Genomic DNA, 22,218 nt, shown 5'->3' with positions numbered 1-22,218 from the left:
CGTCCGTCCCCCGCGTCGCGTACTCCCCGTGCGCCTCATGGCGGGCGAAGCTAGTCCAGACGCCCGGCCCCGTCCAGAGGGCCGCTCCGCGCGGAGGTCCGCGAAGGGTCGCGAATGGTCGTCGCGGGGTCGCGGATAGTCGTCGCGCCGGTCGCGGGTGGCCGTGGATGGTCACAGAACCCGCACGAACGGCCCGGAGCCTCCCGCGCATGAACGCGGTGACCGAGGTCACTAGGTCGGGGTGTGCACGCATCGGCCGTTTCCTTCGTCTCTTCCAGTGCCGGGTGCCGCACGTCCGGGCGCAGTCCAGCCGTCACGAGGGAGCAAGGTGTTGTCCACCGTCATCGAGCAGCCCGTCGAGGCCCGTCTCGTCGCCGCCGCACCGCGCATGCCGAACATTCCCGCCACGCTGCGCTACGACCGGCGGGACCCGTTCGCGGTGTGCATGACGTTCCCGGCACCGGCCACCCTGGAGGGTGTCGACGTGTGCTGGACCTTCTCCCGCGAGCTGCTGACGGCCGGGTTGCGGGGCCCCGAGGGCCAGGGCGACGTCCGGGTGCGGCCGTACGGGTACGACCGCACGGTGCTGGAGTTCCACGCCCCGGAGGGCACCGCGATCGTGCATGTGCGCTCGGGTGAGATACGGCGGTTCCTGGCGGCGGCCGACGCACTGGTCCCCGCCGGCATGGAGCACCTCCAGCTCGACCTGGACCACGGTCTCGCGGAGCTGATGCGGGACGCCTGCTGACCGCGGCGCGCGCGGGTGGGCGCCCGTAAAACGCGTTGACACCCCGGACCGCCTCTCCTACGGTCTACAGCGGTTCTGTTGCCGTCGATCGGAGAAGGACGTTGCTCTTCTGAGGTCATGAGACACCGCGTCACACCGGTGAGGTGTGCGTGGCGTACGACCTCGGCGTAGAGCCGTCCCCCGGCACGGGTCCGCTTCAGGGCCGGTGTGCCCGGTATCGAAGGTTTCCGCCTCGCGGTGTCTCGACACGCGTCCACCCGCATGCTCACACCTTTCGCGAGGCGCCCATGTCTGCTTCCCTCACCTGTCACTCCCTGTCCTTCGCCTGGCCTGACGGCGCCGTCGTCTTCGGCGGTCTGGACATCGCCTTCGGCCCGGGCCGCACCGGGCTCGTCGGCGTCAACGGATCGGGCAAGTCCACCCTGCTCAAGCTGCTCGCCGGGGACCTCGTCCCGGCCGACGGCAGCGTGAAGGCCGTCGGCGAGATCGGCCACCTCCCGCAGAACATCACGCTCGACACCGCCCTCCGTGTCGACGAGGCCCTCGGCATCGCCGAGCGGCGGGCCGCCCTGCACGCCATCGAGGCGGGCGACGCGGCCGAGGAGCACTTCGAGGCCGTCGGCGACGACTGGGACGTGGAGGAACGCGCCCTGGTCACGCTCGGCGAACTCGGGCTCGGCCACATCGGCCTGGACCGGACCGTCGGCGAGCTGTCCGGCGGCGAGTCGGTGCTGCTGCGGCTCGCCGCGCTGCTGCTGCGCCGCCCGGGCATCCTGCTGCTCGACGAACCCACCAACAACCTCGACCTGTACGCGCGCCGGCGCCTCTGCCAGGCCGTCGCCTCCTATCCCGGCATCCTGGTCATGGTCAGCCACGACCGGGAACTGCTGGACCTGGCCGACCAGATCGCGGAGCTGCACTCCGGCGAGGTCACCTGGTACGGCGGCAACTACTCGGCCTACGAGGAGGCGCTGGCCGTCGAGCAGAAGGCGGCCGAGCGGACGGTGCGCGCCGCCGAGGCGGACGTGCGCAAGCAGCAGCGCGAACTGGCCGACGCCCAGCTCAAACTGGCCCGCCGCAAGCGGTACGGGCAGAAGATGTGGGACTCCAAGCGGGAACCGAAGATCGTCATGGGCGCTCGCAAGCGCGCCGCCCAGGAGTCCGCGGGCAAGCACCGGGCCGTGCACCAGGAACGGCTCGCCGAGGCCCGGGAACGGCTGGACGAGGCGGTGGAGGCCGTACGGGACGACGACGAGATCCGCATCGAGCTGCCGTACACCGCCGTGCCGCCCGGCCTTCAGGTGCTCACCCTGGAGGACCTGCGCACGGCGTACCAGGCGCGCGTGGACGGCGTCCTCGATCTGCGCGGACCGGAGCGGATCGCACTCGTCGGGCGCAACGGCGCCGGCAAGACGACGCTGCTGCGGACCATCGCCGGCGAGCTTCAGCCGCTGGCCGGCACGGTGACGGCGCACGTTCCGCTGCGGTTCCTGCCGCAGCGGCTGGACGTGCTGGACGACGACCTGTCGGTGGCCGAGAACGTGGCCCGGTTCGCGCCGGGCGCCACCAACAACCGGGTCCGGGCCCGGCTCGCCCGCTTCCTGTTCCGGGGCGCGCGGGCCGACCAGAAGGCGGCCACCCTGTCGGGCGGCGAGCGTTTCCGGGCGGCCCTGGCCGCGCTGATGCTGGCCGAGCCCGCGCCCCGGCTGCTGCTGCTGGACGAGCCGACCAACAACCTGGACATGGCCAGCGTCCGGCAGCTGACCACGGCGCTGGAGTCGTACGAGGGCGCGCTGATCGTGGCCAGTCACGATCTGCGGTTCCTGGAGTCGGTCGGGATCACGCGCTGGCTGCTGATGGAGGAGGGCGGACTGACGGAGACGACTCCCGAGGCGCTGGCCGGACCGGTGTGACGGGTCCGGCGGGGCGCGGCACCGGGCCGGGGTTTGGCCCCGGCCCGGGTGCCCTGCATGATGACGGACCGGCGTTCCCTCCGGGGCGCCGGCAGCCGCACCACCGCACCGATCGATTCGAAAGGTCCCTCGTGCCCAGCAAGAAGGCCCTCGTCCGCCGTCCCGGTCCCCGCCTCGCCGACGGCCTGGTCACGCACATCGCGCGGGAGAAGGTCGACACCGAGCTGGCCGGCGAGCAGTGGGAGGCCTATGTGGCGGCCCTGCGCGCGCACGGCTGGGAGACGATCGAGGTCGAACCGGCCGACGACTGCCCGGACGCGGTGTTCGTCGAGGACACCGTCGTCATGTTCCGGAACGTGGCGCTGATCACCCGGCCGGGCGCCGAGTCCCGGCGCGCGGAGACCGCCGGCGTCGAGGAGGCCGTGGCGAGCCTCGGCTGCTCGGTGAACTGGATCTGGGAGCCGGGCACGCTGGACGGCGGTGACGTCCTCAAGGTCGGCGACACCGTGTACGTCGGCCGGGGCGGGCGCACCAACGCGGCCGGCGTGCGGCAGGTCCGGGCGGCCTTCGAGCCGCTGGGCGCCCGTGTGGTGGCCGTGCCGGTGAGCAAGGTGCTGCACCTGAAGTCGGCGGTCACCGCGCTGCCGGACGGCACGGTGATCGGGCACATCCCGAAGGTGGACCGGCCGTCGCTGTTCCCGGGTTTCCTGTCGGTGCCGGAGGAGTCCGGCGCGCACGTGGTGGTGCTCGGCGGCGGCACACTGCTGATGGCGGCGAGCGCCCCGCGCACGGCGGAACTGCTGACGGACCTCGGACACGAGGTGGTGACGGTCGACATCAGCGAGTTCGAGAAGCTGGAAGGCTGTGTGACCTGTCTCTCGGTACGGCTGCGGGAGCTGTACGCCTGACCGGGTGATCGTTCCCGCCGACGGCACCGGGACCTGCGGGTCCGGGACCACTGGCAGGTCTGGGGGCGGCGTGTCGGGGTAGCTGATCAGCGGTTCTTTACGGCCTTCTTAACCTACGGTTACGTAACCTACGGGTTCGTAGCCTACGATCACGTAGGGACCCGTGCGCCGCTCGCCGGGTCACCCACCCTCCCCCTGTCGCCGTCCCCCTGGAGTTCTCCGTGACGATCACTTCCCCTCGCCTCGCCGCCCCGTCCGTCTGGACCGACGAGCGGCTGCTGTATGCCCTGGAGGAAGTGGTCGAGAAGGAACTGAACCGGCATCTGAAGGTCGCCAAGGACTGGATGCCGCACGAGTACGTGCCGTGGAGCGACGGCCGCAACTTCCCCGGTCTGTTCGAGGACGGCGAAGCCTGGGCCAAGGACCAGTCGAAGGTGACGGAGATCGGCCGGATCGCCCTCGTGGTCAACCTGCTGACCGAGGACAACCTGCCGAGCTACCACCACGAGATCGCCACGCTCTTCGGCCGCAACGGCGCCTGGGGCACCTGGGTGCACCGCTGGACGGCCGAGGAGGGCCGGCACGGCATCGTGATGCGCGACTATCTGCTGGCCTCGCGCGCGGTGGACCCGGACCAGCTGGAGCGGTTCCGCATGGCGCACATGAGCGAGGGCTTCGAGTCCGACAACAGCCACTCGATGCTGCACTCGATCGCCTACGTCGCCTTCCAGGAACTGGCCACGCGGATCTCGCACCGCAACACCGGCCACCAGTCCGGCGACCCGGTCTGCGACCGCATGCTGGCCCGGATCGCGACCGACGAGAACCTGCACATGGTCTTCTACCGCAACCTGCTCAAGTCCGCCTTCGAGCTGGCCCCCGACCTGACCATGCAGGCGGTCCGGGACGTCGTGGTGAACTTCCGCATGCCCGGACACAGCCTCCCCGGCTTCGAGCGGGCCGCCGCGCAGATGGCGATCGGCGAGGTCTACAACCTGCGCATCCACCACGACGACGTGCTCCAGCCGGTGCTCCGCTTCCTGAGGGTCATGGAGATCGACGGCCTCGGGCCCGAGGGGCTCAAGGCGCAGGAGGAGCTCGGCCTGTTCCTGGGCGGGCTGGACGCGGAGGCCGCGCGCTTCGACGAGAAGCTGGCCGCACGCAAGGCCCGGATGGCGGCACGCGCCGCGAGCTGAGGCTCCCCGCGATCCCAGGGGGCGGTGGGCCGGCGTTCTCAGCGGGCGGTGCGGTGCGTTCCCGGGGAGCGGTGCGCCGGTGTGCTCAGCGGGCGGTGCGGCGCAGCGCCAGGCGCTCCTTCTCCGACAGGCCGCCCCAGACGCCGAACCGCTCGTCGTGGGTGAGCGCGTACTCCAGACAGGCCGGGCGCAGCTCGCACATGGCACAGATGCGCTTCGCGTCGCGCACCGAGCTGCCGGGCTCCGGGAAGAAGAAGTCCGGACCGGTCTGCGCGCACAGGGCCTGTGCCCGCCAGGTGTCGTCGGCCGGGGTGATGGTTTCGATGTGCATGGGCAGGAGCCTGCCCGAGGCCGAAAAACGTTCGATCAACGCCCGCTCAACGACGGGCCCGAGGCCGCCGGCCGCCCCGATCATGCTCCCCTCGGCCCGGCAGGCGCACGGCGGCGCGCGGAGCATCGCGGAAACCGGGAGAACCCGCGCGCTCACGCCGGGTGAGTGCCGGGCGGCCCGGCCCGTCGCCGCTCCCGGCGGCGGGCACCGGCGGGCGGTGCCAGACTCGGCAGTGCACGCGGACGGCACCCTGGCGAGGAGGGCCGAGATGCTCACCACCCGTTTCGTCACCGGCGCGCCCTGCTGGATCGACGTCGGCGGCCCCGACCCCGACGCCGCCACCGGTTTCTACGGCGCCCTGTTCGGCTGGCGGTACCGGCCGGCGGCGCCTGATACCGGCGGTTACGGCTTCTTCGAGCTGGACGGCAGGACCGTGGCGGGCGGCGGGCGACGGGCCGGGCCCGGACAGGAGCCGGCGGCCTGGACGGTGTACTTCCGCAGCGAGGACGCCGAGGCCACCGCCGAGGCGGCGGAACGCGCCCACGGCACGGTGCTGGTCCGCCCGGCGGACGTGCCGGACCACGGCCGCCTGGCGGTCCTCGCCGACCCGGCGGGCGTGGCGTTCGGGATCTGGCAGCCGGGCCGGACCGAGGGCGTGGACACGACGGGCGAGCCCGGCGCGCTGAGCTGGGTGGAACTGCGCACACCCGACATCGCGGCGGCCGCCGCGTTCTACCGCCGGGTGCTCGGCCTGGAGACGGCCGGAGTGCCCTTCCCGGGCGGGACGTACACGTGTGTCGGCCCCGAGGGCGGCGAGGACGATGCGATGTTCGGCGGCATGGTGCCGCTGGCGGACGTGCCCGCCGAGGCGGCGGACGGGCCGTACTGGCTTCCGTACTTCGACGTGGCCGACACCGACGCCGTGGCGGCTCGGGCGCGGGACCTCGGCGGGAGGGTGCGCCTGCCCCCGACGACCGTGGCGGGCGTGGGCCGCATGGCCCACCTCGCCGACCCGTACGGGGCCCGCTTCGCGGTGCTCACGGCCGAGCCGCCGCAGGGCTGAGCCCTCCGGCAGCGGCCGGACGGAACTCAGGCGGAGACGCGGCGTATGAGGGTGGTCGGCAGGATCACGCCCGCCGCCGGGGTGTCCGGGGTGCCGGCCGGCGCGAGCCGCCGGTCCCGGTCGCCGGACAGGCCGCGCAGCAGCAGCCGGGCCATGAGCCGGCCCATCTCCTCGATGTCCTGCCGGACCGTCGTCAGCGGCGGATCGGTCTGCTCGGCGACCGGCAGCATGTCGTCGAAGCCGACCACGGCCACGTCCTCGGGCACGCGCCGGCCGTGCTCGCGCAGCACCCGCAGCGCACCGAGCGCGGTGAGGTCGCTGGCGGCGAAGACGGCGTCGACGTCCGGGCAGCGGCCGAGCAGTTCACGCATGGCGCGTTCGCCGCCGGCCGGGGTGAAGTCGCTCTCCGCGACCAGCCGGGGGTCGCAGGCGCCCAGGGCCTCGGTGACGGCGTCCCGGTAGCCGTCGAGCCGGTCCGCGGCCGACGTCTGGTCCAGCGCGCCGGTGAGGTGCGCGACGCGCCGGCGGCCGAGGTCCAGCAGATGCCGTACCGCGGCGCGCGCCCCGCCCCGGTTGTCGCAGTCGACGTACACCACCCCGGGGTCCTCGGCCGCGCCGCCGGTGTCCCAGTGCGGACGGCCGCCGAACACGGTGGGCACGCCGGCGTCCCGGATGAGGCCGGGCAGCGGGTCGTCCAGGTGCAGGGAGAAGACGAGCGCGCCGTCGACGTGGCCGCCGGCGAGGTACCGGGCCACACGCGCGTGGTCGGCCCGGCCCTCGGTGAGCAGCAGCACCAGCTGGTTGTCGTGCGCGGTCAGCTCCTTGCTGATGCCGCGCAGTTGGTGGGCGAAGAAGGGGTCGGCGAAGACCCGCGCCTCGGGCTCGGCGATGACGACCGCGACGGCGTCGTGGCGCCGGGTGACGAGGCTGCGCGCCGCCTGGTTGGGGACGTAGCCCAGCTCCTCCACGGCCTGCCGGACCCGCTCGGCCAGGGACTCGCGTACTCCGTCGCCGCCGTTGACCACCCGGGACACGGTGGCCCGCGACACGCCGGCCCGCGCGGCCACGGCCTCCAGGGTGGGGCGCGACACTGCGTCGGTCACTTCGGCACTCCTCATCGGCGGCTGACGATCAGGATAGCCGCGCGACACCGGCCGGTCCGCTGCCCGGACCGATCACGAGGGGGCGCACAGGCGGGTCCGTGGGCGGCCCGGCGGGCAGTGGGTGGCCGGCAGGGGCACGACAGCGGTGGCCCCTCAGGGCGAGGGGTCGTCGCGGGCGCGGCTCGGCTGGACCCGTTTCGGCTCGCCGGGCATCTTCGGGTACTCCGGCGGGTACGGCAGGTCGCCCAGGCCGTGGTCGTGTTCGTCCCGGCGGGCCAGCTCCAGGAGCACGTCCAGGGAGTAGGCGTGGTCGTCCATGTCGGCGTGCACGTCGCCGAGTTCGGCGAACCGGGCCGGCATGGTGGCGAGGTCGAAGTCGCGCGGCTCGGCGACACCGACCTCCTCCCAGCGCAGGGGCGCCGAGACGGGGGCGTGCGGGCGGGGACGGACGGAGTAGGCGGAGGCGATGGTGCGGTCCCGCGCCGTCTGGTTGTAGTCGAGGAAGATACGGCGCCCGCGTTCCTCCTTCCACCACTTGATGGTCACCTCCCCGGGCATCCGGCGTTCCATCTCCCGGCCGACCGCGATCGCCGCGCGGCGCACCTGGGTGAAGGTCCAGCGCGGCGCGATGGGCACGAACACGTGCAGGCCCCGGCCGCCGGAGGTCTTCGGCCAGCCGCGCAGCCCGCCGAACTCGTCCAGCACGGCGCGCAGTTCACCGGCGGCGCGGGCCGCGTCCGCGTAGTCGGTGCCGGGCTGCGGGTCGAGGTCGATGCGGAGTTCGTCGGGGTGGTCGACGTCCGTGGCGCGGACCGGCCAGGGGTGGAAGGTGAGGGTGCCGTACTGGGCGGCCCACACCACGGCGGCCTCCTCGGTGGGGCACATCTCGTCGGCGCTGCGTCCGCTGGGGAAGGTGATGTGGGCGGTCGGGATCCAGTCGGGCATGCCCTTGGGGGCCCGCTTCTGGTAGAACCACTCGCCGCCGACCCCGTCCGGGTAGCGCTCCAGGGTGGTGGGGCGGTCGCGCAGGGCGCGCAGGATGCCGGGCGCGACGGAGGCGTAGTACCGGGCGAGGTCCAGCTTGGTGAAACCGCGCTCGGGAAAGAACACCTTGTCCGGGCTGGACAGCCGTACCGTCCGGCCGCCCACCTCCAGTTCCACCGCGTCACCCATGCGGCCACGGTAGGCGCACCCCGCACACCTCGCATACCGGGCGGAGCCGTACGTATGCGAGCAGAATCGGTGCCATGGATCTGCCCGTCATGCCGCCCGTGAAGCCGATGCTCGCCAAGTCGGTGGCGACGATCCCGCCGGGGATGCACTACGAGGCGAAGTGGGACGGCTTCCGGTCGATCGTGTTCCGCGACGGAGCCGAGGTCGAGCTGGGCAGCCGCACCGGCAAGCCGCTGACCAGGTACTTCCCCGAGCTGGTCGCGGCGCTGCGGGAGCGGGTGCCCGAGCGGTGCGTGCTGGACGGGGAGATCGTGATCGCGCGCGACGGCCGGCTGGACTTCGACGCGCTGACCGAGCGGATCCACCCGGCGGCCTCCCGGGTGCGGATGCTGGCCGAGAAGACGCCGGCCTCCTTCGTCGCCTTCGACCTGCTGGCGCTGGACGACCACGCCCTGCTCGACGTGCCCCTGACCGACCGGCACGCCCTGCTGGACCGGGCCCTCGCCGGGGCGGCCCCGCCGGTGCACCTGGCGCCCTCCACGGCCGACATCGAGGTGGCCCGGCGGTGGTTCGAGCAGTTCGAGGGCGCCGGTCTGGACGGGGTCGTGGCCAAACCGCCCGGCCTGCGCTACCTCCAGGACGAACGGGCCATGTTCAAGATCAAGCACGAGCGGACGGCGGACGTCGTCGTCGCCGGGTACCGCCTCCACAAGAGCGGCCCGGTGGTGGGCTCGCTGCTGCTGGGCCTGTACGACGAGCAGGGCCGGCTCCAGCACGTGGGCGTGTCGGCCGCGTTCTCCATGAAGAAGCGCGCCGAACTGGTCGAGGAGCTGGCGCCGCTGCGCATGGACGACGCCGCCGGGCACCCGTGGGCCGCCTGGACCGACGAGGCCGCGCACGAGACGGCCCGGCTGCCGGGCGCGCCGAGCCGCTGGTCCGGCAAGAAGGACCTGTCCTGGGTGCCGCTGCGGCCGGAGCGGGTGGCCGAGGTGGCCTACGACCACATGGAGAACGGGCAGCGGTTCCGGCACACCGCCCGCTTCCGCCGCTGGCGCCCGGACCGCACACCGGACAGCTGCACCTACGCCCAGCTGGAGGAGCCGGTGCGCTACGACCTGACGGAGATCCTGGGCGAGAAATAACTCCGGCACGCGCGGCCACGGCTACGGCTACGGCTACGGCTGCATGAGGATCTTGACGGCGCCGTCCTGCTTGCGCTGGAACATCTCGTACGCGTGCGGCGCCTCCGCCAGCGGCAGCCGGTGTGTGGCGAAGTCGTCGACGCCGAGCGGGTCCTCGTCCGTGAGGTAGGGGATGATCTGGTCGGTCCAGCGGCGGACGTTGGCCTGGCCCATGCGGAGCTGGATCTGCTTGTCGAAGAGGGTCAGCATCGGCATCGGGTCGGCCATACCGCCGTAGACACCGCTGAGCGAGATCGTGCCGCCCCGGCGGACCAGGTCGATCGCCATGTACAGGGCGCCGAGCCGGTCGATGCTGAAGCGTTCGGCCAGGGGCGCGCTGAGCTTGCGGGGCATCAGCGAGGTGGCGGTCTGGGCCAGCTTGGCGGCGGCGCTGCCGTGCGCCTCGGTGCCGACGGCGTCGATCACCGCGTCCGGGCCCCGGCCGCCGGTCACGTCCCGGATCGCGTGCACCAGCGCCTTCTCGTCGTCGAAGGCCCGCAGGTCGTACGTCTCGATCCCGCGCCGCTGCGCCCGGGCCAGCCGCTCGGGCACCAGGTCGACGCCGATGACCCGTTCGGCGCCGCGGGCCCGGGCGATCCGGCAGGCCATGTCACCGATCGGGCCGAGGCCGAGGACCGCGAGGGTGCCGCCGGGCGGGACGGCGGCGTACTCGACGGCCTGCCAGGCGGTGGGCAGCACATCCGAGAGGTAGACGAACCGGTCGTCCGCCGGGCCCTCGGGCACCTTGACCGGCCCGAACTGCGCCTGCGGGACGCGCAGGTACTCGGCCTGGCCGCCGGGCACGGCGCCGTACAGCCGGGTGTAGCCGAACAGCGGGGCGCCCATGCCCTCGCCGGTGACCTGCGTGGTCTCGCACTGGGTGGGCAGTCCGGTGTCGCACATGAAGCAGTGCCCGCAGGCGATCTGGAACGGCACCACGACCCGGTCGCCGGGACGCAGGTTCGGCACCTCGGGGCCGACCTCCTCCACGATGCCCATGGGTTCGTGCCCGAGGATGTCACCGGGGGTCATGAACGGGGTGAGCACCTCGTACAGATGCAGGTCGGAGCCGCACAGTCCGGTGGACGTGACACGGATGACGGCGTCCGTGGGTTCCTCGATCCGCGGATCGGGCACGTCCTCGACCCGGACGTCCCGCTTGCCCTGCCAGGTGACTGCCTTCATGAGCCGCGCTCCCTTGGTCGCGTACGACTGCGTCCCGTGTCTGAGGGCGGCCGGGTACCCGGACCCGCCGCCGCCGAACCCGGGCGGCGCGGTCAGCCCGGGGCGGCCGCCGGTTCGGCCGGGTTGCGCAGCTCCTCCGCCGCGTCGGCGACCCGGCGGATCAGGTCGAAGAAGACGGTCTGCTCCGCGGCGGAGAGCGGGCCCAGGAACACCTGGTTCATCCGGGCGGTGCGCACGCTCAGCCTCCGGTGGGTGCGCAGCCCCTCGTCGGTGACGCGGAGCAGGAAGCGCCGGCCGTCTTGCGGGTCGCGGACCTTGTGCAGCAGTGCGCGGCGGTCGAGCCGGCTGATCACCTCGGCGATCGTCGACCGGTCCAGGCCGACCCGCTCCCCCACCGTCCGCTGGTCGAGTCCCGGCTCGGCGACGAGCGTGTTCAGGACGGCGAACTGCGGTGAGGTGATCTCCTCCGAGACCATCGTGTTCCACAGCAGGTGGTGCGCCTGCTGGAGCCGCCGGGCCAGGTGCCCGGGATGGGTGGCGAGGTCCACCGCGGCCATGTGCGCTCCCTGATCGGTTCGTAGGTGCACTGAACGATACCCGGCTCCGGAACCGGCCGCCTCACCACGTGGCCGGGGGAGATCCAGGTCTTGACGGTCCTCGCCCGCGGTGGCAGCGTGAGCGGCACCTCGGCGAAATACTCAGTGCGCTGACTATCGACGCGCTGACGGACGGAGAGACGGAGCTTTCGGGATGGACAAGGTGGTGGCCACGGCTGACGCGGCGGTGGCCGATGTGCCGGACGGCGCGTCCCTCGCCGTCGGCGGGTTCGGGCTCAGCGGTGTGCCGAACGTGCTGATCCAGGCGCTGTACGAGCGCGGCGTCGGCGGGCTGAGCGTGGTGTCGAACAACTGCGGCGCGCTGGACTCCGGGCTCGCGGTGCTGCTGGCCGCGGGCCGGATCACCCGGGTGACCGGCTCGTACATCGGCGGCAACAAGGAGTTCGCCCGCCAGTACCTGGGCGGTGAACTGGAGCTGGAGCTGATCCCACAGGGCACGCTCGCCGAGCGGCTGCGCGCGGGCGGCGCCGGCATCCCGGCCTTCTACACTCCGGCCGGCGTCGGCACCCAGGTCGCCGAGGGCGGGCTGCCCTGGCGCTACGACGGCTCGGGCGGGGTCGCGCTGGCCTCGCCGCCGAAGGAGGTGCGGGAGTTCGACGGCGTGGAGTACGTGCTGGAGCGCGGGATCCGCACCGACTTCGCGCTGGTCAGGGCCGCGCGCGGGGACCGGCACGGCAATCTGGTGTTCCGCAGGTCGGCCCGGAACTTCAACCCGCTGGCCGCGATGGCCGGGCGGATCACGATCGCCGAGGTGGAGGAGCTGGTCGAGCCCGGCGCGATCGATCCGGACGCGGTGCACGTGCCGGGCGTCTTCGTGCAGCGGGTGGTGCCGCTCACCCCGGAGCAGGCGGCGGACAAGCGGATCGAGTTCCGGACGGTGAGCGGCTGATGGCCTGGACACGTGAGCAGATGGCGGCCCGCGCGGCCCGCGAACTGCGGGACGGCCAGTACGTGAACCTCGGGATCGGACTGCCGACCCTGATCCCGAACCACCTGCCCGAGGGCGTCGAGGTGGTGCTGGAGTCGGAGAACGGCATCCTGGGCACGGGCCCGTACCCCGCCGAGGACCGGGTCGACCCGGATCTGATCAACGCGGGCAAGGAGACGGTGACGGTCCTGCCGGGCGCGTCCTTCTTCGACTCGGCGCTGTCCTTCGCGATGATCCGGGGCGGGCACATCGATGTGGCCGTGCTGGGCGCGATGCAGGTGTCCGCCGGCGGTGACCTGGCCAACTGGGCGGTGCCCGGGAAGCTGGTCACCGGGATCGGCGGCGCGATGGATCTGGTGCACGGTGCCCGTCAGGTGATCGTGGTGATGACGCACACCGCCAAGGACGGTTCGGCGAAGATCCTCAAGGAGTGCACGCTGCCGCTCACGGGCAAGGCGTGTGTGAACCGGGTCATCACCGATCTGGCGGTGCTGGACGTCACGGACGGTGGACTCCGGCTGACGGAGACCGCGCCGGGTGTGAGCGTGGACGAGGTCGTCGCCCGGACCGACGCGGAACTCACCGTTGCGGAGGATCTGCTGTGAACCCCGCTCACACCAACGAGCCCGCGCACGCCGACAAGGCTGTGAACCCCGGCGAGCCTGTGCACCCGAGCAAGCCTGTGAACCCCGGCAGCCCGGTGAACCCGAGCAAGCCTGTGAACCGGAGCAAGCCTGTGAACCCTGGCAAGCCCCTGTACGCCGGCAAGCCCGTGTACATCGTGGACGCCGTCCGCACGCCGTTCGGCCGTTACAACGGCGGCCTGGCCGCCGTCCGCCCCGACGACCTGGCCGCCCACACCCTGCGCGCCCTCCTCGCCCGCACCCCGGACCTGGACCCGGCCCGCATCGAGGACGTGTACTTCGGCAACGCCAACGGCGCCGGCGAGGAGAACCGCAACGTCGCCCGCATGGCCGCCCTGCTCGCCGGACTGCCCACCTCCGTGCCCGGCGTGACCGTGAACCGGCTGTGCGCCTCCGGTCTGGAAGCGGTGATCCAGGCCGCCCGCGCCATCGCGACGGGCGACGCCTCCATCGCCGTGGCGGGCGGGGTGGAGTCCATGACGCGCGCGCCGTACGTCCTGCCCAAGGCGGACCAGCCGTTCCCGGCCGCGCACACCGAGCTGTACTCGACCACGCTCGGCTGGCGCATGGTCAACCCGCGCATGGACCCGCAGTGGACCATCCCGCTGGGCGAGAGCGCCGAGCTGATCGCCGACAAGCACCAGATCACCCGCGAGCAGCAGGACGCCTTCGCCCTGGACTCCCACCGCAAGGCCGCCGCCGCGCAGGAACAGGGCCTCTTCGACGCCGAGCTGACGTCCGTTCCGGTGCCGCGGCGCAAGGGCGAGCCGGTCGGTTTCGCCGCCGACGAGTGCGTGCGGCCGGACGCCTCCCTCGCCGCGATGGCGAAGCTGCGGCCCGCCTTCCGCGCCGAGGGCGGCACGGTCACCGCGGGCAACTCCTCGCCGCTCAACGACGGCGCGGCGGCCCTGCTGCTCACCGACGAGGAGGGGCTGAGGGCCACCGGCCGGGAGCCGCTGGCCCGGATCAGCGCGACCGGTGTCTCCGCGACCGACCCGCGGTACTTCGGTCTGGCCCCCGTGGAGGCGGTCGGCCGGGCCCTGGCCAAGGCGGGCAGGGACTTCGCCGACCTGTCGGTGCTGGAGCTGAACGAGGCGTTCGCCGCGCAGGTGCTCGGCTGTCTCGCGGAGTGGCCGCGGTTCGACCCGGCGGTCCTCAATCCGCAGGGCGGCGCCCTCGCGCTCGGCCACCCGCTCGGCGCCTCCGGTGCCCGGCTCGCCGGAACCGTCGCCCACCAGCTCGCCCGCCGGGGTTCCGGGACCGGCGTGGCGACCCTCTGCATCGGCGTGGGCCAGGGCCTCGCCCTCGTCCTCGAACGCTAAGGAAACGTCAGGTACTGCCATGACCCTCACCCAGTACGACATCGACCAGGAGATGGCCGCCGCGCACGCCGCGTACGGCAAGCGCGTCGCCGACGGCGCCCCGGCCGAGCACCACCCGCGCCGCGACTACGCGCCGTACCGGTCCTCCGTGCTGCGCCACCCGAAGCAGCCCCTGGTCCCGATCGACACGCACCGGGACCCGGAACTGGTGGAGCTGCGCTCCCCCGCCTTCGGCGAGCGCGACCTCACCGGCATCGACAACGACCTGACCCGGCAGCACGCCGGGGAGCCGATCGGCGAGCGCATCACGGTCTCCGGGCGGCTGCTGGACCGCGACGGGCGCCCGGTCCGCGGTCAGTTGATCGAGATCTGGCAGGCCAACTCGGCCGGCCGCTACGCCCACCAGCGCGAGCAGCACGACGCGCCGCTGGACGCGAACTTCACCGGCTTCGGCCGCACCCTCACCGACGCCGACGGCCGCTACCACTTCACCACCATCCAGCCGGGCCCCTACCCGTGGCGCAACCACGTCAACGCCTGGCGCCCGGCCCACATCCACTTCTCGGTGTTCGGCACGGCGTTCACCCAGCGGCTGGTGACCCAGATGTACTTCCCGAACGACCCGCTCTTCCCGTACGACCCGATCCTGCAGTCGGTGACGGACGACGCCGCCCGGCAGCGGCTGGTGGCCACCTACGACCACGGTCTGTCGGTGCCGGAGTTCTCCCTCGGCTACCGCTGGGACATCGTGCTGGACGGCCCGGCCGCCACCTGGACGGAAGAAGGACGCTGAGCACCATGACGATCATCGACCCGGGCAGCCCGGAGCAGGTGCTGCCCACCCCGTCCCACACGGTGGGCCCGTTCTACGGCTACGCGCTGCCGTTCCCCGGCGGCGAGGAGATCGCCCCGCTCGGCCACCCGGACACGGTCACCGTGCACGGGTACGTCCTCGACGGCCACGGTGACCCGCTGCCCGACGCGCTGGTCGAGGTGTGGGGTCCGGGTCCCGACGGCACGGTGCCCCGGGTGGACGGCTCCCTGCGCCGCGACCCGGCCACGGGCGGCTTCCTGGGCCGCAACGGCGTGGAGTTCACCGGCTGGGGGCGGATCCAGACCGACGCGAACGGCCACTGGTACGCGCGCACCCTGCGCCCCGGCGCGCGCGGGCAGAGCGCGCCGTACCTCAGTGTGTGCGTCTTCGCGCGCGGTCTGCTCGTCCATCTGTTCACCCGTATCTACCTGCCGGGGAACGCGGCCGCGCTGGCCGCCGACCCGCTGCTCGCCCGGGTGGGCGACCGGCGCGGCACGCTGATCGCTGGCGACGAGGGCGGCGGCACCTACCGTTTCGACATCCGCCTTCAGGGCGAAGGCGAGACGGTCTTCCTGGAGTACCAGTGACGTTCGCATCCCCGCCGTACGCCGACACCGGTCTGCTCTCCCCCGAGTGGGGGCCGTCGCCCGCCGCGGCCGAGACCGGCGACCACGCCTATCTGCGGGCACTGCTCGACGCGGAGGCCGCGCTGACCCGGGCGCAGGCCGCGCTGGGGCTCGCTCCGGCGGCGGCCGCGGCGGCGGTGACCGAGGCGGCCGACCCGGCCCGGTTCGCCATCCGCTCCCTGGCGGCCCGGACCGCGGACGGCGGCAACCCGGTCATCCCGCTGGTCGCCGACCTGACCACGGCGGCCGGCCCGGAGTACGGCCCGTACGTGCACCGGGGCGCCACCAGCCAGGACATCATGGACACGGCGACGATGCTGGTCGCCGTGCGCGCCCTCGGGCCGGTCCTGGCCGACCTCGGCCGTACCGAGCGGGCGCTGGCGGATCTCGCCGCCGGGCACCGGGACACGGTGCTGCCGGGCCGGACGCTCACCCAGCACGCCGTACCGACCACGTTCGGGCTGAAGGCGGCCGGCTGGCGGGCGCTGGTGCTGGACGCCCGCGACCGGGTCGCCCGGGTGCGCAAGACGCTGCCCGTCCAGCTCGGCGGGGCAGCCGGCACCCTGGCGGCGTTCCGGGAGTACGGCGCCACGGACGCGGCCGCCCTGCTGCGGGCGTACGCCCGCGAAACCGGGCTCGCCGCACCGGAGCTGCCCTGGCACACGCTGCGCACACCGGTCGCGGACCTCGCCGGGTGCCTGGCGTTCACGGCGGGCGCGCTGGGCAAACTCGCCGTGGACGTGCTGACGTTGTCGCGCACCGAGATCGGCGAGGTGGGCGAGGGCAGCGGCGGCGGCTCGTCCGCGATGCCGCACAAGGCGAACCCGGTGCGCGCCACCCTCCTCGCCTCCGCCGCGCGGCGGGCTCCCCAGCTCGCGGCCACGCTGTACGGCGCGCTCGCCGCCGAGGACGAGCGGCCGGCCGGTGCCTGGCACGCCGAGTGGGAGCCGCTGCGGGACCTGCTGCGGCTGACGGGCGGCGCCGCCTGGCACGCGGCCGGGCTGGCCGAGGGTCTGCGGGTGCACCCGGACGCGATGCGCCGCAATCTCGGCCTGACCCGGGGACTGATCGTCTCCGAGCGGCTGTCCGCCGCCCTCGCGCCCGTCCTCGGCCGGGCCCGCGCCAAGGAGCTGCTGACCGAACTGGCCCGCCGCGCCCACGCCGAGGACCGTCCGCTGCGCGAACTCCTCGCCGAGCGGCAGGAGTTGCGGGACGTCGACCTGGACGACCTGACCGACCCCGCCCACTACACCGGCTTCGCCGGCGATCTCACCGACCGTGCTCTGGAGCGACGTTGACCGTGACCCTCCTCAACCACCTTGCGGAAGGCCCGGCTTCCGCGCCGCCGCTGCTGCTCGGGCCGTCGCTCGGCACCTCGCTCGCCCTGTGGGACGGGGTCGCGCCCGAGCTGTCCGCCGGCCACCGGGTGATCCGCTGGGATCTGCCCGGGCACGGCGGTTCGGCGGCGGATCTGATCGCGGCGGGCGCGACCGTCGGCGACCTGGCCGGGCTGGTGCTGGCGCTCGCCGACGCGCTCGGCGCCGACCGGTTCGCCTACGCGGGTGTGTCCCTGGGCGGCGCGGTCGGCCTGCACCTGGCGGTGCACCACCCCGAGCGGCTGTCCTCGCTGGCCGTGCTGTGCTCCTCCGCCCACTTCGGCGGTGCGGCGCCCTGGCGGGAGCGGGCGGAGCGGGTGCGCCGGGAGGGCCTCGGGTGGCTGGCCGAGACCGCCGACGCGCGCTGGTTCACGCCCGGGTTCAGCGTGCCGGAGCTCGTGCGGGACCACCGGACGGCCGACCCGGAGGCGTACGCCGCCTGCTGCGACGCGCTCGCCGCGTTCGACCTGCACGACCGGCTCGCCGAGATCACCGTACCGACGCTCCTGGTGGCCGGCCGGGAGGATCCCGCGACACCGCCGGCACATCTGCGGGAGATCGCGGACGCGGTGCCGGGGGCGACGCTGGTGGAGCTGCCGGGCGCCTCGCATCTGGCGCCGGCGCAGGTTCCGCGGGCCGTGCTCGGGGCGCTCGCCGCCCACTTCGACGGGCCGCCGGCGAGCGGGCTGGCGGTGCGCCGGGAGGTGCTGGGCGACGCCCACGTGGACCGCGCGCAGGCCCGGCAGACCCCGTTCACCGCGCGGTTCCAGGACTTCATCTCCCGTTACGCCTGGGGTGAGATCTGGACCGATCCGACGCTGTCGCGCCGCGAACGGAGCATGATCACGCTGACGGCGCTGGTCGCGCACGGCCACTACGACGAGCTGGCGATGCATGTGCGGGCGGCGCGGCGGAACGGGCTGACGCCCGAGGAGATCGGCGCGGTGCTGCTCCAGACCGCCGTGTACTGCGGGGTGCCGGCCGCCAACTCGGCGTTCGCCACGGCCCAGCGGGTGCTCGCCGAGGAGGAGACGGACTGACCGCGCACCCGGGCCCGGGTCAGCGCGGCTGCCGTGCCGTCCCGAGTGCCTCCCACGCCCGGGCGGCCGGCCCCTCGGCGCCCAGGCGACGGCGAGGTCCAGGCCGCGCCGGAGTCCGTCCGGGCAGGCGGCCGGCGGTCCGGGCGGGCGGGCCCGGGCACTGTCGGGCGGTATGTCCTGGTGCGCCCGCCGGGCGGTGGCATCGGCCGGCGGATCCTCTCATCGCGCTTTCACCGTCGCCTCATACGGTGGGGGCATGACGCAGGTGACTCCTCCCGGGTGGTATCCCGACCCCGGGCAGACGAATGACGCTCCGCCCACCGAGCGCTGGTGGGACGGCGGTGCCTGGACGGACCGGACCCGGCCCGCCGGCCAGGCCGCCCCGTGGGGTCCCCCGGCGGCCGGCCCGGCGGCCGTGCCGCCCGCGGGGTTCGGCGGCCACCCGGGATATCCGGCGTATCCGGCCCAGCCGCCGGCCCGGCCGCGGCGGGGGCTGCGCACGGGCATAGCCGTCGCGGTGACGGCCGCGGTCCTGGCGAGCATCGGGGTAGGTGTGTACGCCCTCTCCAAGGACGACGGCGGCGGCGGTGACCGCGCGGGTTCCCGGCAGGGTCCGGGCGGTGACGGCGGCCGGGGCGGTGCGTTTGGCGGGACCGGCGGCGGCCCGGGCGGGACCGGCGGCTCCGGTGGGTCCGAGGGCCCGGGCGGGTCCGGTGGGTCCTCGCCGTCGCCGGGGCCGTCCGAGGCGCCGGAGGTCCAGGGCGGCGGCACGGTGCCGGACCCGGTGAACGGGATCAGCCTGCCGGTGCCGCAGGGCTGGACCGGGCAGACGATCAGCGCCGGGGCGCGGGTGACCTCCGCCCACTCCTACCCGTGCCCGGGCGACACGGCCCAGACGTGCACCGCGGGCGGCGCCTACACGGCTCCCGCCGCGGTGCTGGGCCTCGCCCAGGACACCGCCGAGAAGGTCGCGAAGGCGGACATCGCGGGCAACGCCAAGGAGTCCTACGGCGGCGCGAGTTACGGCAGCATCACCTCGCACGTGGTGCTGGCCTCGCAGGCGGTGACGGTGGCCGGCCAGAAGGGCTATCTGGTGCGCTGGAAGGCGGTCACCAGCAAGGGCGCCGACGGCTATGTCGAGTCCGTCGCCTTCCCCTCGCCCGACGACCCGCGCCGGCTCGTGGTGATCCGGTTCGGCGTGGACGTGGGGCAGGAGGTGTCCGTGATCGACGACATCCTGAAGGGCATCAAGGTCTCGCCCGGCGGCGGGAACGGCCAGGACGTCTGAGGAAGGTCTCCGGGCAGCGGCCGGGACACGGATCGGCCGGGCGGGATTCCCCTCCGCTCAAGGGAAATCCCACCCGGCCGGGGGGTGCGCGCCGCCCCCGTCCCCACGGTGCGGCGCGAGCAGGTCACCGTTCAGTCATCCCGTGAACGGCGGCCTGGTTCTCCTCCCAGTCCGAGCGCGGGCAGCACGACGGCCTCCACGAAGCGGACCAGGTAGCCGGCGTCGGCGTACTGCCCGTTGAGCACGGGCCGTACACGCAGGACGCCGAACATCATGGCGGGGACGTACTCCAGGGCGGGGTGGTCGGCGCGGACCTCGCCGCGCGCCACGCCCCGGCCCAGCATCTCCTCCAGCGCGGCGATCTCCGGGTGGACCAGCGCCTCGCGCAGCGCCTGGGCCAGCTCCTGGTCCGAGGTCACCGCGTGCCCCAGCGCCTGGAGCAGCCGGGTGTCCTTGCCGGACCAGTCGCCCGCGGCCCGCGCGGCCTGGCGCAGGTCCTCGGCGAGCGATCCGGTGTCGATGCCGGCGAACCGCACCCGCCGGCTGGCGCGCAGCGCCGCGGCGACGAACTGCGGCTTGGTCTTCCACTGCCGGTAGAGCGTGGACTTGCTGCACCGGGTGGTGGCGGCGACGCCCTCCATGGTGACGGAGTCGTAGCCGCACTCCCGGATCTGTTCCAGCACGGCGTCGAAGAACTCCCGCTCACGCTCCGGCGTGATCTTGGAGCGGCGCGAGGCGACGACCGTGTCCGGTCCGTCCGCGGCCTGCGACGTCATGGCGGTGCTTCCCCTCACTCGTGCTGTCTCCAGTGTGGCGCACATCAATCGATACGTCAGTGTACCGGTACTCAGTCGTATCGGTACACTTACGTATCGGTACGGAAGCGTATCGATGTATCACCACTGTCAGCGAAGGGGCCGGGGGATGAACGCCCGAACCGAGCCTGCGGAGGCGGAACCAGTGCCGAAGACCTCGGCACGTCCGCCTCTGATCCGTGAGTTCGTGCTGGTCGCCGGGCTCTTCCTGGTCTACAAACTCGGCCGCCGGCTGGCCGTCGGGCACACCGGGAACGCCTTCCACAACGCCCGCCGCGTGTGGGACCTGGAGCGGACCGCGCACCTGCCCCACGAGAACGCCGTGCAGTCCGCGCTGCTGCACGGCGACACCCTCGTCCACCTGGCGAACACCTACTACGCGACGGTGCACTTCCCGGCCACGCTCGCCTTCCTGGTCTGGCTGTACCTGCGCCGGCCCGCGCACTACGTGTGGGCCCGCCGGGTGCTCGCGGTGGTCACCACCGCCGCCCTGGTGCTGCCGTTCACCTTCCCGCTGGCCCCGCCGCGCATGCTGACCGGGACGGGCCTGCTGGACACCGGCCGGCTCTACGGCCCGTCCGTGTACGGCCCGCCCGCCAGCGACCACCTCTCCAACCAGTTCGCGGCGATGCCCTCGCTGCACTTCGGCTGGGCGCTGATGGTGGCGATCGGCCTGATCGCGGCCACCCGGTCCCGGTGGCGCTGGCTGTGGCTGCTGCATCCGCTGGTCACCCTGCTGGTGATCGTGGGCACGGCCAACCACTACTGGCTGGACTCGGTGGTGGCGACGGCCATGCTCGGGTGCGCCCTCGCCGCCCTCCATCCACCGCGGCGCACGCTCACCACGGCCGGACGCGGCACCGGCACCGGCACCGGCACCGGCCGCCCGGTCACCCGGGAACCCGTCCTGGCGGGAGCGGGCCGATGAGCGCCGCCGCCCTGGCCGCCCTCGGCCTGTCGCTGGTGTCGGCCGTCGCCTACGCGCTGGCCGCCGTCGCCCAGGAACGCCTCGCCGCGCGCAGCTCCGGCACCGGTCTGCTGCGGCTGCTGGCGACCGGCGCCTGGTGGTCGGCGGTCGGGCTGAACGCCGCCGCCGCGCTGCTGCACGTCGTCGCCCTGAAGTACGGCCCCCTGACGGTCGTCCAGCCGCTGGGCGCGCTCACCCTGGTCGCGGCCGTGCCGCTGGGCGCGCGGGCGGCCGGGCGGCGGGTCAGCGCGGTGGAGTGGCGCGGTACGGCGCTCACGCTGCTGGGGCTGGCCGCGCTGCTGGCCGCCGCCTCCGGTCCGGCGCCGGACCGCGTGCTGTCGCTGACCGAGTCGCTGGTGGTCGCGGGGACGACGGCCGCCGCGATCGGCCTGCTGTCCTGGCCCGGCGCGCGGCCGGGCCTGCGGCACGCGACCGCGTCCGGCGTGGCCTCCGGTGTCGCCTCGGCGCTCACCCAGACGGTGACGGTGGCGGCCACGGACCGCTCCGGACCGGTGCTGAGCACCGAGGTGGTCGTGGTGGCCGTGCTCGTCGCCGCGTTCGCCGTCGGCGGGCTGCTGCTGTCCCAGACGGCCTACCGCGGCGGCCTGGGCGCCCCGCTGGCCGTGGTCACCCTGGCCAATCCGGTGGCCGCCGCGGTGATCGGCCTGTCCTTGCTGGGGCAGGGCCTGCACGGCGGGGCCGGCGGGATGCTGCTGGCCCTGGCCGGCGCGGCGCTGGCCGCATGGGGCGTGCTGCTGCTCACCCGGGCCGCGCCCGGGGCCGCTGCCCCGCAGGAGGACGACGAGCATCCGGTGGCGGCCGTCCTGGCGCTGGAGCCGGGGACGGCCACGGCGGAACCGGCGCTGGTGCCCCGGCAGCCGGATCAGCCGGGCCACCTCACGGCACTGTGAGCATCCGCGGGAACGACGGCGGGCGGGGGGGGGGGGGGGCCCCCCCCCCCCCCCCCCCCCCCGGGGCAC

At 73.8% G+C, this 22,218-nt stretch carries 22 protein-coding genes; 16 read left to right on the top strand and 6 right to left on the bottom strand.

What is annotated here, in order from left to right:
- The first annotated feature begins 331 nt into the window (after window positions 1-331).
- The 4 genes from ACH4OA_RS31050 (at window position 332) to ACH4OA_RS31035 (ending at window position 4,765) form a co-directional block, all read left to right on the top strand.
- Window positions 332-748 carry an SsgA family sporulation/cell division regulator gene (locus ACH4OA_RS31050; RefSeq protein ID WP_365876494.1) on the top strand — a complete coding sequence of 139 codons (417 nt, stop codon included), beginning with the start codon at window positions 332-334 and terminating at the stop codon, window positions 746-748.
- Window positions 749-1,035: 287 nt separating this feature from the next.
- Complete coding sequence (locus ACH4OA_RS31045; protein ID WP_397972629.1) at window positions 1,036-2,661, top strand: ABC-F family ATP-binding cassette domain-containing protein; 1,626 nt, start codon at window positions 1,036-1,038, stop codon at window positions 2,659-2,661.
- A gap of 131 nt (window positions 2,662-2,792) precedes the next feature.
- Window positions 2,793-3,569: a dimethylargininase gene (gene ddaH, locus ACH4OA_RS31040; RefSeq protein ID WP_397935589.1), complete on the top strand. Its 777-nt coding sequence runs from the start codon at window positions 2,793-2,795 to the stop codon at window positions 3,567-3,569.
- 221 nt (window positions 3,570-3,790) lie between these two features.
- A complete protein-coding gene (locus ACH4OA_RS31035; protein ID WP_365876488.1) occupies window positions 3,791-4,765 on the top strand; it encodes an acyl-ACP desaturase in 975 nt (324 codons plus the stop codon).
- A gap of 85 nt (window positions 4,766-4,850) precedes the next feature.
- On the opposite strand, the gene ACH4OA_RS31030 is transcribed toward ACH4OA_RS31035, so the two are convergent.
- Entirely contained in the window at window positions 4,851-5,096 is a 246-nt protein-coding gene (locus ACH4OA_RS31030) for a WhiB family transcriptional regulator (RefSeq protein WP_365876486.1), read from the bottom strand.
- Window positions 5,097-5,364: 268 nt separating this feature from the next.
- Between ACH4OA_RS31030 and ACH4OA_RS31025 the strand changes: the two genes are divergently transcribed.
- The gene (locus ACH4OA_RS31025) at window positions 5,365-6,159 is read left to right on the top strand and encodes a VOC family protein (RefSeq protein WP_397972626.1); all 795 of its coding nucleotides are present in this window, start codon (window positions 5,365-5,367) and stop codon (window positions 6,157-6,159) included.
- A gap of 26 nt (window positions 6,160-6,185) precedes the next feature.
- Here ACH4OA_RS31025 and ACH4OA_RS31020 read toward each other — a convergent pair whose 3' ends face one another.
- The gene (locus ACH4OA_RS31020; protein WP_397935591.1) at window positions 6,186-7,262 is read right to left on the bottom strand and encodes a LacI family DNA-binding transcriptional regulator; all 1,077 of its coding nucleotides are present in this window, start codon (window positions 7,260-7,262) and stop codon (window positions 6,186-6,188) included.
- A gap of 153 nt (window positions 7,263-7,415) precedes the next feature.
- Window positions 7,416-8,435 carry a non-homologous end-joining DNA ligase gene (gene ligD / locus ACH4OA_RS31015; protein ID WP_397972623.1) on the bottom strand — a complete coding sequence of 340 codons (1,020 nt, stop codon included), beginning with the start codon at window positions 8,433-8,435 and terminating at the stop codon, window positions 7,416-7,418.
- A 74-nt stretch (window positions 8,436-8,509) separates the two neighbouring features.
- Here ligD and ACH4OA_RS31010 point away from each other — a divergent pair, with 74 nt between their 5' ends.
- Window positions 8,510-9,577 carry an ATP-dependent DNA ligase gene (locus ACH4OA_RS31010; protein WP_397972620.1) on the top strand — a complete coding sequence of 356 codons (1,068 nt, stop codon included), beginning with the start codon at window positions 8,510-8,512 and terminating at the stop codon, window positions 9,575-9,577.
- Window positions 9,578-9,610: 33 nt separating this feature from the next.
- On the opposite strand, the gene ACH4OA_RS31005 is transcribed toward ACH4OA_RS31010, so the two are convergent.
- Both ACH4OA_RS31005 and ACH4OA_RS31000 read right to left on the bottom strand, forming a co-directional pair.
- The gene (locus ACH4OA_RS31005; RefSeq protein WP_397972617.1) at window positions 9,611-10,801 is read right to left on the bottom strand and encodes a zinc-dependent alcohol dehydrogenase; all 1,191 of its coding nucleotides are present in this window, start codon (window positions 10,799-10,801) and stop codon (window positions 9,611-9,613) included.
- Window positions 10,802-10,893: 92 nt separating this feature from the next.
- Window positions 10,894-11,358, bottom strand: a complete 465-nt coding sequence (locus ACH4OA_RS31000; RefSeq protein WP_397935596.1) for a MarR family winged helix-turn-helix transcriptional regulator — start codon at window positions 11,356-11,358, stop codon at window positions 10,894-10,896.
- A gap of 193 nt (window positions 11,359-11,551) precedes the next feature.
- On the opposite strand from ACH4OA_RS31000, the gene ACH4OA_RS30995 reads away from it, so the two are divergent.
- The 8 genes from ACH4OA_RS30995 (at window position 11,552) to ACH4OA_RS30960 (ending at window position 19,456) form a co-directional block, all read left to right on the top strand.
- Window positions 11,552-12,307, top strand: a complete 756-nt coding sequence (locus ACH4OA_RS30995; protein WP_365876472.1) for a CoA transferase subunit A — start codon at window positions 11,552-11,554, stop codon at window positions 12,305-12,307.
- A complete protein-coding gene (locus tag ACH4OA_RS30990) occupies window positions 12,307-12,951 on the top strand; it encodes a CoA transferase subunit B (RefSeq protein ID WP_397935597.1) in 645 nt (214 codons plus the stop codon). The genes ACH4OA_RS30995 and ACH4OA_RS30990 overlap by 1 nt, the downstream gene beginning before the upstream one ends.
- Window positions 12,952-13,082: 131 nt before the next feature.
- Complete coding sequence (locus tag ACH4OA_RS30985) at window positions 13,083-14,312, top strand: thiolase family protein (RefSeq protein ID WP_397935599.1); 1,230 nt, start codon at window positions 13,083-13,085, stop codon at window positions 14,310-14,312.
- Between the two features lie 19 nt (window positions 14,313-14,331).
- Window positions 14,332-15,105: a protocatechuate 3,4-dioxygenase subunit beta gene (gene pcaH / locus ACH4OA_RS30980; protein WP_397948174.1), complete on the top strand. Its 774-nt coding sequence runs from the start codon at window positions 14,332-14,334 to the stop codon at window positions 15,103-15,105.
- 5 nt (window positions 15,106-15,110) lie between these two features.
- Window positions 15,111-15,713, top strand: a complete 603-nt coding sequence (gene pcaG / locus ACH4OA_RS30975) for a protocatechuate 3,4-dioxygenase subunit alpha (RefSeq protein WP_397935600.1) — start codon at window positions 15,111-15,113, stop codon at window positions 15,711-15,713.
- Window positions 15,710-17,050, top strand: a complete 1,341-nt coding sequence (gene pcaB, locus ACH4OA_RS30970; RefSeq protein ID WP_397948175.1) for a 3-carboxy-cis,cis-muconate cycloisomerase — start codon at window positions 15,710-15,712, stop codon at window positions 17,048-17,050. The genes pcaG and pcaB overlap by 4 nt, the downstream gene beginning before the upstream one ends.
- Window positions 17,047-18,168 carry a 3-oxoadipate enol-lactonase gene (gene pcaD / locus ACH4OA_RS30965; RefSeq protein ID WP_397948177.1) on the top strand — a complete coding sequence of 374 codons (1,122 nt, stop codon included), beginning with the start codon at window positions 17,047-17,049 and terminating at the stop codon, window positions 18,166-18,168. Before pcaB ends, pcaD begins: the two co-directional genes overlap by 4 nt.
- Window positions 18,169-18,424: 256 nt before the next feature.
- Window positions 18,425-19,456 (top strand): DUF2510 domain-containing protein, encoded by a 1,032-nt coding sequence (locus tag ACH4OA_RS30960; RefSeq protein WP_397972615.1) that lies wholly within the window; start codon window positions 18,425-18,427, stop codon window positions 19,454-19,456.
- Between the two features lie 131 nt (window positions 19,457-19,587).
- Here ACH4OA_RS30960 and ACH4OA_RS30955 read toward each other — a convergent pair whose 3' ends face one another.
- Window positions 19,588-20,232, bottom strand: coding sequence for a TetR/AcrR family transcriptional regulator C-terminal ligand-binding domain-containing protein (locus ACH4OA_RS30955; RefSeq protein ID WP_397935604.1), 645 nt, complete (start codon window positions 20,230-20,232; stop codon window positions 19,588-19,590).
- Window positions 20,233-20,380: 148 nt separating this feature from the next.
- Between ACH4OA_RS30955 and ACH4OA_RS30950 the strand changes: the two genes are divergently transcribed.
- A complete protein-coding gene (locus ACH4OA_RS30950) occupies window positions 20,381-21,199 on the top strand; it encodes a phosphatase PAP2 family protein (RefSeq protein ID WP_397972612.1) in 819 nt (272 codons plus the stop codon).
- Complete coding sequence (locus ACH4OA_RS30945) at window positions 21,196-22,149, top strand: hypothetical protein (RefSeq protein WP_397972609.1); 954 nt, start codon at window positions 21,196-21,198, stop codon at window positions 22,147-22,149. Before ACH4OA_RS30950 ends, ACH4OA_RS30945 begins: the two co-directional genes overlap by 4 nt.
- Window positions 22,150-22,218: the final 69 nt, after the last annotated feature.

The organism is Streptomyces sp. NPDC017095 (genome assembly GCF_044332325.1).
In the GTDB taxonomy this organism is placed as follows: Bacteria; Actinomycetota; Actinomycetes; order Streptomycetales; family Streptomycetaceae; genus Streptomyces.
Note: the sequence above shows the minus strand (reverse complement) of the source record. Positions and strands in the feature narration are given on the sequence as shown.